Origin of the sequence: Streptomyces nigra (genome assembly GCF_003074055.1) — a bacterium.
In the GTDB taxonomy this organism is placed as follows: domain Bacteria; phylum Actinomycetota; class Actinomycetes; order Streptomycetales; family Streptomycetaceae; genus Streptomyces; species Streptomyces nigra.
Map to the genome: position 1 here is coordinate 2,193,056 of NZ_CP029043.1, position 13,925 is coordinate 2,206,980.

The window sequence follows — 13,925 nt, forward strand, 5'->3', positions numbered from 1 at the left end:
CGTGCCGGAGCCGTCGTGGGCCGTTCGGCTGACGCCGGTCAGCCGGTCATCTCCCAGACCAGCAGCTCCGCCGGGGCCAGCGCGACCGCCTCCAGGTCCGCGGCGCCGGTGATCCGCGCCGCGTCGCCGGGGCCCAGCTCCTCCCCGGCCAGCCGCACCTCGCCGCGCGCGACGTGCACGTACAGACGGGCGGCGTCCGGTACGGCCGTCCGCTCCCCCGCCGCGAGCCGCCGTACATGGAGCATCGCGCCGGCCTCGGGGACGGCGTACGGGGTGGAGTCCGCGATGCCGTGGACGATCTCGTACGCCGGGTCGCCGCCCGGCGACAGCGGGGCCAGCCAGGTCTGCACGAAGACGAGGGGCACGTCGGCGTCGTTGCGTTCGACGTGCCGGACGCCGCCCGCCGAGCTGAGCCGCTGGACGTCGCCGGGGCGCACCACGGTGGCGTGCCCGGTGGAGTCGCGGTGGGTCAGCTCGCCCTCGACCACCCAGGTCACGATCTCGGTGTGGCTGTGCGGGTGCTCGTCGAAGCCGGCGCCGGGCGCGAGCCGCTCCTCGTTGCAGGCGATGACCGCGCCGAAGCGGAGGTTGTCCGGGTCGTAGTGGGGTCCGAAGGAGAAGGCGTGGCGGGAGGTGATGCCCGCTGCCGGATCCCCTCCCGGATAGCGCTCAGCGGCGCGCCGTACGTCCATCACGGGGACCACCGTAGACCCACCGGGGAGCCCGCGGGCGACCCTCCGGCACGCACCGGCGTCCCGATAAGGCAGTCTTGTCCCCGTGCCCGAACCCGTAACCCGAAAGTCCGAAGCCGCCGCGCACGACGTCCACGCCCACGCCGCGACCCTGAAGCGACTGGAGAAGTCGTCCGGCTCGCTCGCCGCGCAGGCCATCGCGCGCATGGACGAGACGCTGCCGTGGTACCGGGCCATGCCCCCGGAGAACCGTTCCTGGATCGGTCTCGTCGCCCAGGCCGGTATCGCCGCGTTCACCGAGTGGTTCCGGCATCCCGACGCCCCGCAGGCCATCTCCACCGACGTGTTCGGCACGGCGCCGCGCGAGCTGACCCGGGCCATCACGCTGCGGCAGACCGTGGAGATGGTGCGCACCACCATCGAGGTCATGGAGTCGGCGATCGACGAGGTCGCGGCGCCCGGCGACGAGCGGGTGCTGCGTGAGGCGCTCCTCGTGTACGCCCGGGAGATCGCCTTCGCGACCGCGCAGGTCTACGCCCAGGCCGCCGAGGCACGCGGTGCCTGGGACGCCCGGCTGGAGTCCCTGGTGGTCAACGCCGTGCTCAGCGGCGAGGCCGACGAGGGGGCCGTCTCCCGGGCGGCGGCGCTGGGCTGGAACTCGCCGGAGCATGTGTGCGTGGTGCTCGGAACGGCGCCCGACGGCGACAGCGAACTGACCGTGGAGGCCATCCGGCGGGCCGCCCGGCACGCCAAGCTCCAGGTGCTGACCGGGGTGCTCGGGGACCGGCTCGTGGTGATCGCGGGCGGCAGCGACAACCCGCTCGCGGTGGCGAAGTCGCTGATCGGACCGTATGCGGCCGGCCCCGTGGTGGCCGGGCCCGTCGTACCGGACCTGCTGGCCGCGACCCGGTCCGCGCAGGCGGCAGCCGCCGGGCTGAAGGCGTGCACGGCCTGGCAGGACGCGCCCCGCCCGGTCCTCGCGGACGATCTCCTCCCGGAGCGCGCCATAGCCGGAGATCCCAGCGCGCGCGAGCAGTTGGTGGAGGAGATCTACAGACCGCTGGAGGAGGCGGGGTCGGCTCTGCTGGAGACGCTCTCCGTCTATCTCGAACAGGCGAGCAGTCTGGAGGGCGCGGCACGGATGCTGTTCGTGCATCCCAACACCGTGCGCTACCGGCTTCGACGTGTGACTGACGTCACCGGCTGGTCACCGTCCGATGTACGCTCCGCGTTCACACTGCGAATCGCGCTGATCCTGGGGCGCCTGGCCGACGGCGATCTCCAGCTCTAGTCTTTTGTCGGGGGCCCACAAAACCCCCTCGTGTTCTTCGTCCTTGTCCCCACGGGCGGCGTCGGCCGTCCCCAAGAGAGAGTGTGAGAGTGCTCGTACTCGTCGCTCCCGGCCAGGGCGCCCAGACGCCCGGCTTCCTGACCCCCTGGCTCGAACTGCCCGGTGCCGCCGACCGCCTCGGCGCCTGGTCGGACGCCATCGGACTGGACCTCGCCCACTACGGGACGCAGGCCGACGCGGACGCCATCCGGGACACCGCGGTGGCCCAGCCGCTGCTCGTCGCGGCCGGCCTGCTGTCCGCCGCGGCACTGGGTGACATCGTCCCCGGCGCCGTCGCCGGCCACAGCGTCGGCGAGATCACCGCGGCCGCCTACGCGGGCGTCCTCGACGACACCGCCGCGCTGACCCTCGTACGCAAGCGCGGCCTGGCGATGGCCGAGGCCGCCGCGATCACCGAGACCGGCATGTCGGCGCTGCTCGGCGGCGACTCCGAGGTCAGCGTCGCGCACCTGGAGAAGCTGGGCCTGACCCCGGCGAACATGAACGGCGCCGGGCAGATCGTGGCCGCCGGCACCATGGAGCAGCTCGCCGCGCTCAACGAGGACAAGCCCGAGGGCGTGCGCAAGGTCGTCCCGCTGAAGGTCGCCGGCGCGTTCCACACGCACCACATGGGCCCGGCGGTGGAGAAGCTGGCCGAGGCCGCCAAGGAGCTCGTCCCGGCCGACCCGACGGTCGCCTACGTCTCCAACAAGGACGGCAGGACGGTGACCACCGGCACCGAGGTGCTGGAGCGTCTCGTCGGCCAGGTCGCCAACCCGGTCCGCTGGGACCTGTGCATGGAGACCTTCAAGGAGCTCGGCGTGACGGCCCTGATCGAGGCGTGCCCGGGCGGCACGCTGACCGGTCTGGCCAAGCGCGCACTGCCGGGTGTGAAGACCCTGGCGCTGAAGACCCCCGACGATCTCGACGCTGCTCGCGAGCTCGTCGCAGAGCACGCCTGACAAGGAGCCCGGAGCATGGCGAAGCTGAAGCCCAGCAAGGGCGCCCCGTACGCGCGCGTCCTCGGCGTGGGCGGGTACCGGCCCACGCGGGTGGTGCCCAACGAGGTGATCCTGGAGAAGATCGACTCGTCCGACGAGTGGATCCGTTCGCGCTCCGGCATCCAGACGCGGCACTGGGCGAACGACGAGGAGACCGTCGCCGCGATGTCCATCGAGGCGTCCGGCAAGGCGATCGCCGACGCCGGCATCGCCGCCGAGCAGATCGGCGGCGTGATCGTCTCGACCGTCTCGCACTTCAAGCAGACGCCGGCCGTCGCCACGGAGATCGCCGACAAGCTCGGCACGAACAAGGCCGCCGCCTTCGACATCTCGGCCGGCTGCGCGGGCTTCGGCTACGGCCTGACCCTCGCCAAGGGCATGATCGTCGAGGGCAGCGCCGAGTACGTGCTGGTGATCGGTGTGGAGCGGCTGAGCGACCTGACCGACCTGGAGGACCGCGCGACGGCCTTCCTGTTCGGCGACGGCGCCGGCGCGGTCGTCGTGGGCCCCTCCCAGGAGCCGGCGATCGGCCCCACGGTCTGGGGTTCCGAGGGCGACAAGTCCGAGACGATCAAGCAGACCGTGCCGTGGAACGAGTACGACAGCTCCACGGACAAGTTCCCCGCGATCACGCAGGAGGGCCAGGCGGTCTTCCGCTGGGCCGTGTTCGAGATGGCGAAGGTCGCCCAGCAGGCGCTGGACGCGGCCGGGATCAGCCCGGACGACCTGGACGTCTTCATCCCGCACCAGGCCAACGAGCGGATCATCGACTCGATGGTGAAGACACTCAAGCTGCCGGAGCATGTCACGGTCGCCCGTGACGTGCGCACCACCGGCAACACCTCGGCCGCCTCGATCCCGCTCGCGATGGAGCGGCTCCTGGCGACCGGTGAGGCGAAGAGCGGCGACACCGCGCTCGTCATCGGATTCGGGGCGGGTCTCGTCTACGCCGCCACGGTCGTTACTCTCCCCTAGGCACTCCGTGCCGGATCATTGAACCGGCACGGGACGCGCACCACCTGCCGCTCGTGCGGCGGGCGCCCAACCCTCTGAAGAACCTGAACAACAACGAAGGAGCGCCACCATGGCCGCCACTCAGGAAGAGATCGTCGCCGGTCTCGCCGACATCGTGAACGAGATCGCCGGCATCCCGGTCGAGGACGTCCAGCTGGACAAGTCCTTCACCGACGACCTGGACGTCGACTCGCTGTCCATGGTCGAGGTCGTCGTCGCCGCCGAGGAGCGCTTCGACGTGAAGATCCCCGACGAGGACGTCAAGAACCTCAAGACCGTCGGCGACGCGACCGACTACATCCTCAAGCACCAGGGCTGATCTGCCGATCCGGCTTCTGGGCCGACTGCCCCGCCACCCGGCGGTGGCGCCGCTGAATCCTCGTATCCGTTGGAGAAAGAATTCCCGTGAGCCCGACCAATCGCACCGTGGTCGTCACCGGTATCGGCGCAACCACACCGCTGGGTGGCGACGCAGCCTCTACCTGGGAGGGCCTGGTCGCCGGACGTTCCGGCGTCAAGCCCCTGGAGCAGGAGTGGGCCGCCGACCAGGCGGTCCGTATCGCCGCGACGATCGCGGTGGAGCCCACCGAGGTCATCCCGCGGCCGCAGGCCCGCCGTCTGGACCGTTCGGCGCAGTTCGCGCTGATCGCCGCTCAGGAGGCGTGGAAGGACGCCGGGTTCGAGGCCAAGGCCGGTGAGGACCCGAACGTCGACCCCGACCGGCTGGGCGCGGTCATCGCCTCCGGCATCGGCGGTGTGACGACGCTGCTCGACCAGTACGACGTGCTGAAGGAGAAGGGCGTCCGTCGCGTCTCCCCGCACACCGTCCCCATGCTGATGCCGAACGGCCCCTCCGCCAACGTCGGTCTGGCCGTGGGCGCCCGCGCGGGCGTGCACACGCCGGTGTCGGCGTGCGCCTCGGGCGCCGAGGCCATCGGCTACGCCATCGAGATGATCCGCAGCGGCCGTGCCGACGTGGTGATCGCGGGCGGCACGGAGGCGGCCATCCACCCGCTGCCGATCGCCGCGTTCGGCAACATGATGGCGATGTCCAAGAACAACGACGACCCGCAGGGCGCGTCGCGTCCCTACGACGTCGCCCGGGACGGCTTCGTCCTCGGCGAGGGCGCCGGCGTGATCGTCCTGGAGTCCGCGGAGCACGCCGCCAAGCGCGGTGCCCGCGTGTACGCCGAGGCCGTCGGGCAGGGCATCTCCGCCGACGCGCACGACATCGTGCAGCCGGAGCCGGAGGGCCGCGGCATCTCGCACGCCCTGCAGAACCTGCTGGACCGCACCGACCTGGACCCGGCGGAGATCGTGCACGTGAACGCGCACGCCACGTCGACCCCGGCCGGTGACATCGCGGAACTGAAGGCGCTGCGCAAGGTCTTCGGCGACGACGCCGACCACATGGCCGTCTCGGCGACCAAGTCGATGACGGGTCATCTGCTGGGCGGCGCCGGCGGTGTCGAGAGCGTGGCGGCCGTGCTGGCGCTCTACCACCGGGTGGCCCCGCCGACGATCAACGTGGAGAACCTCGACCCGGAGGCCGAGGCGAACGCCGACGTGGTCCGCGGCGAGGCCCGCAAGCTGCCCGTGGAGGGCCGTATCGCCGCGCTGAACGACTCGTTCGGCTTCGGCGGCCACAACGTGGTGCTGGCGTTCCGGACGGTCTGAGCGACCCCCGTACGCACAGGAAGGGCCCCCGCCTTCGTGGCGGGGGCCCTTTCGTGTGCCTTGAGCTGAGCGGGGGTCAGACCCGTCAGACCACCTGGTGCAGCCAGCGCACCGGCGCGCCCTCGCCGGCGTAGCGGAAGGGTTCCAGTTCGTCGTCCCAGGGCTTGCCCAGCAGCTTGGCGATCTCCGCCTCCAGGTCGGTCTCCTCGCGCTGGGCGCGGGTCAGCGCGGCGCGCAGCCGGTCCTCGGGGATCAGGATGTCGCCGTGCATACCGGTGACGGCGTGGAAGATGCCCAGGTCGGGGGTGCAGCTGTAGCGCTCGCCCTCGGCGGTGGGGCACGGCTCGGCCGTCACCTCGAAGCGCAGCAGCTGCCAGCCGCGCAGGGCGGACGCCAGCTTGGACGCGGTGCCCGCCTCGCCCTGCCAGGAGAACTCCGAGCGCCAGGTGCCGGGCGCGGCGGGCTGCCGGATCCAGTCGAGATTGACACGCGCGCCGAGCACCCCGGCGACGGCCCACTCGACGTGCGGGCACAACGCGCGCGGCGCGGAGTGCACGTACAGAACTCCACGTGTCGTCACCGGGACCTCCGGGCTGAGCGGACATCTTGCGAACTGGCGGACGATCGTGGCCGGGGAGCCACGTTTGAGGCGAGGCTACCGTGCGGCGGCGCAAGGAGTGTGACGTACCGTCGGTCCCGGGGCCGTGAAACGCCCGCCATTCACCCGGCAGGACGCTTGTGCGGGTGTGAGCCGTTGCATGCGCGGCCCGGGAACCCGGGTGCGGTGTCATGGGTTGGACACTTCGACGGGTCCGACGAGGGGATGGACGGGTATGCGGAAGCCACGGCATGTCTCGCGCGCCGTCCTCGCCGCCGTGGCCGCGGCCGTGCTGGGCGCGGCCGGCTGTGACGCCGTGGGCGGGGCCTCCCCCGCGCCGTCCGGGACCGAGGCGCGGGGCGCGCGGCCGTCGCCGAGGCCGACGCCGGTGTGGGACCGCAGTCCGGCCTCCGTCGCGGCGGTGGGCGACTCCATCACGACCGGTTTCGACGCGTGTGCGATCCTGTCGGACTGCCCCGAGGTGTCCTGGGCGACCGGGAGCCGGGCCTCGGTGGACAGTCTGGCGGTGCGGCTGCTGGGCCGGGCGAAGGCGGCGGACCGCAGCTGGAACCTCGCGGTGACCGGGGCCCGGATGGAGGACGTGCCCGCCCAGATGGCGCGGGCCGTGACGCACCGGCCCGAGCTGGTCACGGTGATGGCGGGCGCCAACGACGCCTGCCGCAGGTCGGTCGACTCGATGACGCCGGTCGCGGAGTTCCGCGCGAGTTTCGAGGAGGCGCTGCGCACCCTGCGCCGCTCGCTGCCGAAGTCGCAGGTGTACGTGGCGAGCGTGCCGAATCTGATGCGGCTGTGGGAGCAGGGCCGCACCAGCCCGATGGGCCTGCAGGTGTGGAAGCTGGGGATCTGCCCGTCGATGCTGGGGGACGCGGAGTCCCTGACGGCGGGGGCGAAGCAGCGCCGGTCCACCGTGCAGGACCGGGTCGAGGCGTACAACAAGGTGCTGAAGGACGTCTGCGCCAAGGACCGCCGGTGCCGCTTCGACGGCGGGGCGGTGCACGACTTCCGGTTCGGCCAGGCGCAGTTGAGCCAGTGGGACTTCTTCCATCCGAGCGTCGACGGTCAGGCCCGGCTGGCGGAGATCGCCTACCGGACGGTCACGAACTAGTGTTCCGCTCATGAGCGAACACTTCGGCACACTTTCCGACGGCACGGAGGTCCACCGCTGGACCCTGGAGCGCGCGGGCGTTCGGGTGCGAGTCCTCTCGTACGGCGGGATCGTGCAGTCACTGGAGGTGCCCGACCGGGACGGCCGGACGGCGGACGTGGTCCTCGGGTTCGCCGATCTCGACGGGTATGTGACGCATCCCGGGCCGTATCTCGGCGCTCTGATCGGCCGGTACGCCAACCGGATCGCGGGCGGCCGCTTCCCGCTGGACGGCGTCACCTACGCGCTCGACCCCAACACCCCGCCCAACTCCCTGCACGGCGGTGCCCACGGGTTCGACAAGCGGGTGTGGGACGTGGCGCCGGTCGAGCACGGGCTGCGGCTGACCCGGGTCAGCCCGCACGGCGAGGAGGGCTTCCCGGGGCGGCTGGAGGTGACGGCGACGTACACGCTGGAGGCCGACGGGGCGCTTCGGTTCGTGTACGAGGCGGTGACGGACGCGCCGACCGTCGTCAATCTGACCAACCACAGCTACTTCAACCTCGCCGGGGCCGGGTCCGGTGACGCGGGCGGCCATGAACTGCGGCTGGACGCCTCCCGGTTCACCCCGGTCGACGCGGACCTGATCCCGACCGGCGTCCTGGAGGACGTCACGGGCACCCGCTTCGACTTCCGCCAGGCGCGCAAGGTCGGCTCCGGGTACGACCACAACTTCGCGCTGGACAAGGGGGTGACGGAGGACGCGCGGGAGGTCGCCGAGCTGTACGACCCGTCGAGCGGACGGGTGCTGACGGTGTCCACCACCGAGCCCGGTCTGCAGCTCTACACCGCCGACCAGATCGAGGAGCCCTTCTCCCCCGGTGACGGCGTCGCGCTGGAGACACAGCACTTCCCGGACTCCCCGAACCGGCCGGACTTCCCGAGCACGGTGCTGCGGCCCGGCGAGGTGTACCACTCGGAGACGGTGTACGCCTTCTCGGCGCGCTGACAGGCGCCGAGGCGCGGTGGAGGCCCGAGCCCCGGTCCCGGTGTCAGGGCCCGGACCGGGGCTGTTCCTGGGTACTTCTCCCGATCAGACGTTAATGGTCGCGGTCAGCCTGCGGTCGGCGATCGAGCGTCCGAGCTGAATCTCGTACGAACCCTTCACAAAGGTCCACGCCTCGGTCGTCTCGTCCCACACTTCGAAAGCGCGGCGGGACAGTTCGATCACGGCCTCGCCGCTCTCCCCCGGCTCGGCCGAGACCCCGGCGAATCCGGCGAGCCAGCGCGCCGGGCGCCCGGCGTCCGGCTTCGCGGGCGCCAGATAGACCTGCACGACCTCGCGGCCCGCCCGCTCGCCGGTGTTGCGCACCCGCACCCGGACCGTGGTGCCCTTGACCTCGGCGGACTCGTACGCCCACGTGGTGTAGCCGAGGCCGTGCCCGAACGGGTACGACGGGCTGCGGCCCGCCTTCTCCCAGGCCCGGTGGCCGACGAAGACGCCCTCGGAGTAGACGAGGGTGCCGTCGGTGGGGGCGACCTCGGTGACCGGGGCGTCAGCGAGCGACCCCCAGGTGGTGGGCAGCCGGCCGCCGGGCTCCTCGGCGCCGGTGAGCACGTCGGCGAGGGCCGCGCCGCCCTCCTGCCCCGGGAACCAGCTCAGCAGCACCGCGGCGACCTCGTCGCGCCACGGAAGCTCCACCGGGGAGCCGGAGTTGACGACGACGACCGTGCGGGGGTTGGCGGCGGCGACGGCGCGGACCAGGTCGTCCTGGCGGCCGGGCAGCCGCAGATCGGTGCGGTCGAAGCCCTCCGACTCGACCCGCTCGGTGGTGGCGACCACGACGACGGCGGTGTCGGCGGCGCGCGCGGCCTCGGCGGCCTCGGCGATCAGCTCGTCGGGGTCGCGCAGCGGCTCCTGGTGGGCGAGCGTGAAGCCGACGACCCTCAGCGGGGCGTCCTCGGGGTGCTCGACGACGTGGGTGAGGGAGACCTCGACCGGGACGCCGGCGGTGAGGTGGGGCCGGGCGTGCGCGACGGGGGCGCCGAAGAAGCTGATGAAGGGGTCGTCCTTGGTGGGGCGCTGGACGTCGTCGTAGTGGGTGGTGCCGTCGACGACGAGCCGGAAGGCGCCGATGCCCTTGATGCCGAAGGTGTGGGTGCCGGTGTCGCGGGGGGTGAAGGTGCCGGTCAGCTCGACGCTGTGCAGGCTCTCGTGGGTCACGCCGTCGGGGAGGTCGGAGCCCATCCACTGGATGTGCCCGCTGGGCGCGGAACCGGTGCCGAGGACACGGCCGTCGGCGTCCCGGCATACGGCCCGCAGCTCGAACCCCCGGTCGGCGACGCCGAGTTCGGTGCTGGGGTCGGCGCCGACGGCGTAGGTGAGGGCGCCCTCGGGGAGGGCGGCGGTGAGGCCGTCCAGCGGGGAGACGGTGCGGGCCGGGAAGACGGTCGCGGAGCCGCCGCCGAGGACCCGGGCGTCGCGGGCGGCGCCGCCGATCAGCGCGACCGTGCCGCCGGGCGGCAGCGGCAGGACGTCCTGGTTGCGGACCAGGACGAAGGAGCGGCGGGCGATCTCGCGGGCCAGGGCGGGGCCGTCGGTCTCGGGCGGGAGCTCGGTGACGGCCGGTTCGGCGCCGGGGAGGAGGCCGACGCGGGCGGCCAGCCGCAGGACGTTGCGCACCGCGTCGTCGACCCGGGTCTCGGGCACCTGGCCGGCGCGCACGGCCCGGGCGAGGGCCTTGCCGTAGACGGTGCGAGGGCCGGGCATGGCGATGTCGAGGCCGCCGTGGAGGGCGGCGGCGGTGTCGCGTGCGGCGGCCCAGTCGGAGACGTTGACGCCGTCGAAGCCCCATTCGCCGCGCAGCACGTCCTCGACCAGCCGGCGGTGCTCGGTCATGGTCGTGCCGTTGACGGAGTTGTACGCGGTCATCACGCCCCAGGGTCGGGCGTGTTCCACGATGTGCTCGAAGGGCGCCAGGTACAGCTCGCGCAGGGCGCGTTCGCCGACGACGTTGTCGACCGTGAAGCGTTCGGTCTCGGCGTCGTTGGCGACGAAGTGCTTCACGGTGGTGCCGACGCCGCCGGACTGCACCCCGGAGACATAGGCCGCGCCGATGGCCCCGGTGAGCAACGGGTCCTCGCTGTACGCCTCGAAGTGGCGGCCGCCGAGCGGGGAGCGGTGCAGGTTGACGGTGGGGGCGAGCAGGACGTGGACGCCCTTGCGGCGGGCCTCCTGGGCGAGGAGGACGCCGGCCCGGTGGGCGAGGTCCGGGTCCCAGGTGGCGGCGAGGGCGGTCGGGGACGGCAGGGCGACGGACGGGTCGTCGGCGGTCCAGCGCACCCCGCGGACACCGATCGGGCCGTCGGACATCACGAGGGAGGGCAGGCCGATCTCGGGGAGGTCGGGCAGGGACCACATGTCCCGGCCGGACAGCAGCCGTGTCTTCGCGTCGAGGTCGAGCCGGGCGAGGGCCGCCTCCACGACTGCCTCGCGTGCTGCATCGGCCTGGGTGCGCGTTCCCGCCATCGCGGTGCCTCCTCGTCGAGTCCGGGCTGTGGGCACCATCCTGCATCGGCCACTTGTCGACCGGTAGGTTTCGTTATCCGCGTGTTACACATGTGCGGTGGGCATCCCGTACCGTGACGCCATGAACGCGAGGGTCAGGAGCGAGGAGCGCCGCGCCGAGATCGTCCGGGCGACGCTGGAGGTGATCGCCGAGCGCGGCTACCGGGGCGCGAGCCTGGCCGCGGTCGCCGAGCGGGTGGGGCTCACCCAGCAGGGCCTGATGCACCACTTCCCGACCAAGGACGCGCTGCTCGTCGCCGTGCTCCAGGAGCGGGACCAGTGGGACGCCGTGCCGGGCAGCCGGTGGCGGACCGATCTGCTGGCCGCGCTGGTCGAGTACAACGCGATGCGGCCAGGGATCGTGCAGACCTTCTCGGCGCTGCTCGGCGAGAGCGTGACGGAGGGGCACCCGGCGCGGGCGTTCTTCTCCGAGCGGTACACCCGGGTGCGCGCCAGCATGGCGGAGATGCTGCGCGCCGAGTACGGCGACCGGCTGCCGAACGGGCTGACGCCCGAACGCACCGCCCCGCTGCTGGTCGCCGTCATGGACGGCCTGCAGTACCAGTGGCTCCTGGACCCCTCGTCGGTCGACATGCCCGGCGCCTTCCGCGACTTCCTGCGGTTGCTGGGCGAACTCCGCGACTGACGGCGGCGGATGAGCCCGTACGCACCATGGCGTGGACCTCTCCTGTCACGCGATACTTCCGGCGTCCCGCACGACCCCCACCGTGACGGAAGGACCGGAACCCCTGTGATATCCCCCCGTGTTCGGACCGGAGTGCTCGCCCTGGCCCTGCTGACCGGCCTCGCCGCACCCGCCACCGGCACCGCTGCCGCCGCCGGGACGGCCGCCGCACCCACCGTCGAGGAACAACGGCTCACCCGGGCGGTGCCGCAGGAGATCCTGCGCCGCTCCGGATTCGACACCGCCACCGCCGCCTTCACCCGCGCCCTGGACTCCGCGCGCGGCTACGCGTCGGCCCGCCGCGCCGTCGAGCGCCATGGGACGGCGCTGTGGCGGCGAGCCGTCGACCGGGCGCAGGGGCGGGGCCCGGCGGGCGGCGACCTCAGCCGGGACGACGACCGGCCGCTGTACTGGGCCCGGCTGACGATGACGCGGGAACTGCGCACCTGGGAGCCGGGCTTCGCGCTCGGCGAGACCCGGCGGGCGGCGCTCCTCGACGCCCTGGAGCGCACCTCGCGCGGGCAGCGCGACATCCGGCTCCCGCATGAGGGGCGCGACAAGGGCGAGAAGGGGGTCCGGCGCATTCTGCTCACCGGGTTCGACCCGTTCACGCTCGACCGGGACATCCGTATCTCCAACCCGTCCGGGGCGACCGCGCTGGCGCTGGACGGCACGGTCGTCGAGACGGCGGACGGTCCGGCGCGGGTCGAGACCGCCGTGTTCCCGGTGCGCTGGCGGGACTTCGCCGAGGGCACGGTGGAGCGGGCGCTGCGGCCGTATCTGGAGCGGGTCGACCTGTTCACGACCGTGAGCCAGGGACGGGTGGGGCGGTTCGACGTGGAGCGGACCAACGGGGCCTGGCGGGGCGGCTTCGCGGACAACGAGAACGCCTCCAGCACCGGCCTCGCCCCGGTCGCGGACCCCGGCTCGCAGCCGCAGTGGACGACGACCACGCTGCCGTACGCGGCGATCGTCGCCGCGCCCACCGGACGGTTCCCCGTGTACGACAACACGAGCGTGACCGAGATCCCGGCGGGGGGCACCACGCCCGTCGTCCGGCCGGACGGGCCGACGCCCGGGTCGAGCGCCCGGGCCGGGGGCGGCGGCGACTACCTGTCGAACGAGATCGCCTACCGGGCGACGCTGCTGCGCGACCGGCTGGGGCTGCACGACACGCTGCCGGGCGGGCATGTGCACACACCGGTGCTGCAGTTCGGCGCCGGGAACACCGATCCGGCGTCGGGGGCGGTGACGGACCCGGAGTTCGTCCGCAACCGGCTGGACATCATCGCCCAGGTCCGGACGATCCTGAAGGTGGCGGCCGGCAGCCCGGTCACCAGGTGACCTTCTCGGGCTCGGCCGGCTCGTCCTCCCGTGTCTCCTCGCCGGACAGCTCCCGGGCCATCAGGGTGGCGCCCGCGACCGCGCCCGGCATCAGGAACACCGCGACGAACGGCACCAGGAAGGCGGCGGCGAGCGGGGTGCCGAAGCCCCAGACAAGCCTCTTGCGGGAGCGCAGCAGCGCCAGGCGCTCCCGCAGCTCGACCCGGCGGCGCTGGAGGGCGACGGCCGTCAGCTCCTCGGTGAGGAAGAAGCCGGTGACGACGACACCGAGGACCGGGACGGCCGTCTGGCCGACGACCGGGATGAAACCGGCCGCGAACAGCAGCACGCCCCAGAGGGCGGCGCGCACGACGATCCGCAGGCTGTCGCGGCCCGAGATCCACAGCTCGCGCCAGAGCGGCAGCCCGGATTCGGGTGCCGTGCCGTCGGGCGAGACGTCCCGGTCGACCTTCTCCGAGAGGTTCTCGTAGAAGGGCTGGCCGATCAGCAGGGTCACGGCGGTGAAGGTGACCACGGACAGGAGCAGGCCCAGGGCGAACAGGACGGCGGTGAGCAGCCCCCGGAACAGGCCCTGCCACGGGCTGGACCAGTCGTCGGCGAACGGGGTCGACCAGGCCACGAGGTCCTGGCCCCACAGCGCGAGCGCCACGAGCGTGCCCGCGTAGAGCACGAGGGTGATCAGGCCCGGGATCAGCCCGAAGCCGTACTGCCTGCCGTGCCGGGCCACCCATCGCTGGCCTTTGAGGAAGTACCGGAAACCGGAGCCGAGATCGCGCATGCGGATCACTGTAGCCGGGGTGTGTCACACGGCCGTCACGGCGGTTTCGGCACCCGGTCACGGCGGCCGGCGCGCTCGCCGCGAGGGGGAATGGGCCCGTGTACGGAGGGTGTTGAGATCGTGGCGGACATCA

The 13,925-nt window shown here is 72.7% G+C and carries 13 protein-coding genes; 9 read left to right on the top strand and 4 right to left on the bottom strand.

Translation table 11 applies throughout. The features are described 5' to 3' along the window. Positions 1-38: 38 nt before the first annotated feature. The gene (locus tag DC008_RS10180; RefSeq protein ID WP_108710632.1) at positions 39-692 is read right to left on the bottom strand and encodes a pirin family protein; all 654 of its coding nucleotides are present in this window, start codon (positions 690-692) and stop codon (positions 39-41) included. Positions 693-777: 85 nt separating this feature from the next. Here DC008_RS10180 and fasR point away from each other — a divergent pair, with 85 nt between their 5' ends. The 5 genes from fasR (at position 778) to fabF (ending at position 5,714) form a co-directional block, all read left to right on the top strand. Beyond that, positions 778-1,983, top strand: a complete 1,206-nt coding sequence (gene fasR / locus DC008_RS10185; RefSeq protein ID WP_055620767.1) for a fatty acid biosynthesis transcriptional regulator FasR — start codon at positions 778-780, stop codon at positions 1,981-1,983. An 89-nt stretch (positions 1,984-2,072) separates the two neighbouring features. Continuing rightward, positions 2,073-2,984 carry an ACP S-malonyltransferase gene (locus tag DC008_RS10190; protein ID WP_108706693.1) on the top strand — a complete coding sequence of 304 codons (912 nt, stop codon included), beginning with the start codon at positions 2,073-2,075 and terminating at the stop codon, positions 2,982-2,984. Positions 2,985-2,999: 15 nt separating this feature from the next. After that, positions 3,000-3,998, top strand: a complete 999-nt coding sequence (locus DC008_RS10195) for a ketoacyl-ACP synthase III (RefSeq protein ID WP_108706694.1) — start codon at positions 3,000-3,002, stop codon at positions 3,996-3,998. 109 nt (positions 3,999-4,107) lie between these two features. Next, entirely contained in the window at positions 4,108-4,356 is a 249-nt protein-coding gene (locus DC008_RS10200) for an acyl carrier protein (protein ID WP_004001566.1), read from the top strand. 86 nt (positions 4,357-4,442) lie between these two features. Further along, on the top strand, positions 4,443-5,714 hold the full coding sequence (gene fabF, locus DC008_RS10205; protein WP_055620770.1) for a beta-ketoacyl-ACP synthase II: 1,272 nt from the start codon (positions 4,443-4,445) through the stop codon (positions 5,712-5,714). Between the two features lie 85 nt (positions 5,715-5,799). Here fabF and DC008_RS10210 read toward each other — a convergent pair whose 3' ends face one another. Then, the gene (locus tag DC008_RS10210; protein WP_055620771.1) at positions 5,800-6,294 is read right to left on the bottom strand and encodes a DUF3145 domain-containing protein; all 495 of its coding nucleotides are present in this window, start codon (positions 6,292-6,294) and stop codon (positions 5,800-5,802) included. A gap of 253 nt (positions 6,295-6,547) precedes the next feature. On the opposite strand from DC008_RS10210, the gene DC008_RS10215 reads away from it, so the two are divergent. Both DC008_RS10215 and DC008_RS10220 read left to right on the top strand, forming a co-directional pair. Next, a complete protein-coding gene (locus DC008_RS10215; RefSeq protein ID WP_108706695.1) occupies positions 6,548-7,438 on the top strand; it encodes an SGNH/GDSL hydrolase family protein in 891 nt (296 codons plus the stop codon). A gap of 10 nt (positions 7,439-7,448) precedes the next feature. After that, positions 7,449-8,426: an aldose epimerase family protein gene (locus DC008_RS10220; protein WP_108706696.1), complete on the top strand. Its 978-nt coding sequence runs from the start codon at positions 7,449-7,451 to the stop codon at positions 8,424-8,426. 84 nt (positions 8,427-8,510) lie between these two features. On the opposite strand, the gene DC008_RS10225 is transcribed toward DC008_RS10220, so the two are convergent. Beyond that, the gene (locus DC008_RS10225; protein ID WP_108706697.1) at positions 8,511-10,946 is read right to left on the bottom strand and encodes a glycoside hydrolase family 3 protein; all 2,436 of its coding nucleotides are present in this window, start codon (positions 10,944-10,946) and stop codon (positions 8,511-8,513) included. A 103-nt stretch (positions 10,947-11,049) separates the two neighbouring features. On the opposite strand from DC008_RS10225, the gene DC008_RS10230 reads away from it, so the two are divergent. After that, complete coding sequence (locus DC008_RS10230) at positions 11,050-11,631, top strand: TetR/AcrR family transcriptional regulator (RefSeq protein ID WP_108710633.1); 582 nt, start codon at positions 11,050-11,052, stop codon at positions 11,629-11,631. Positions 11,632-11,736: 105 nt separating this feature from the next. Further along, positions 11,737-13,014: a pyroglutamyl-peptidase I gene (locus DC008_RS10235; protein WP_208645837.1), complete on the top strand. Its 1,278-nt coding sequence runs from the start codon at positions 11,737-11,739 to the stop codon at positions 13,012-13,014. On the opposite strand, the gene DC008_RS10240 is transcribed toward DC008_RS10235, so the two are convergent. Next, on the bottom strand, positions 13,004-13,792 hold the full coding sequence (locus tag DC008_RS10240) for an EI24 domain-containing protein (RefSeq protein ID WP_108706698.1): 789 nt from the start codon (positions 13,790-13,792) through the stop codon (positions 13,004-13,006). The two genes, DC008_RS10235 and DC008_RS10240, sit on opposite strands and share 11 nt — an antisense overlap. Between the last annotated feature and the right edge of the window lie 133 nt (positions 13,793-13,925).

Coding starts and splice junctions, on each gene's coding strand:
- DC008_RS10180 (WP_108710632.1), bottom strand. CDS start 692: ATGGACGTACGGCGCGCCGCTGAGCGCTATCCGGGAGGGGATCCGGCA.
- DC008_RS10195 (WP_108706694.1), top strand. CDS start 3,000: ATGGCGAAGCTGAAGCCCAGCAAGGGCGCCCCGTACGCGCGCGTCCTC.
- DC008_RS10200 (WP_004001566.1), top strand. CDS start 4,108: ATGGCCGCCACTCAGGAAGAGATCGTCGCCGGTCTCGCCGACATCGTG.
- DC008_RS10215 (WP_108706695.1), top strand. CDS start 6,548: ATGCGGAAGCCACGGCATGTCTCGCGCGCCGTCCTCGCCGCCGTGGCC.
- DC008_RS10220 (WP_108706696.1), top strand. CDS start 7,449: ATGAGCGAACACTTCGGCACACTTTCCGACGGCACGGAGGTCCACCGC.
- DC008_RS10225 (WP_108706697.1), bottom strand. CDS start 10,946: ATGGCGGGAACGCGCACCCAGGCCGATGCAGCACGCGAGGCAGTCGTG.
- DC008_RS10240 (WP_108706698.1), bottom strand. CDS start 13,792: ATGCGCGATCTCGGCTCCGGTTTCCGGTACTTCCTCAAAGGCCAGCGA.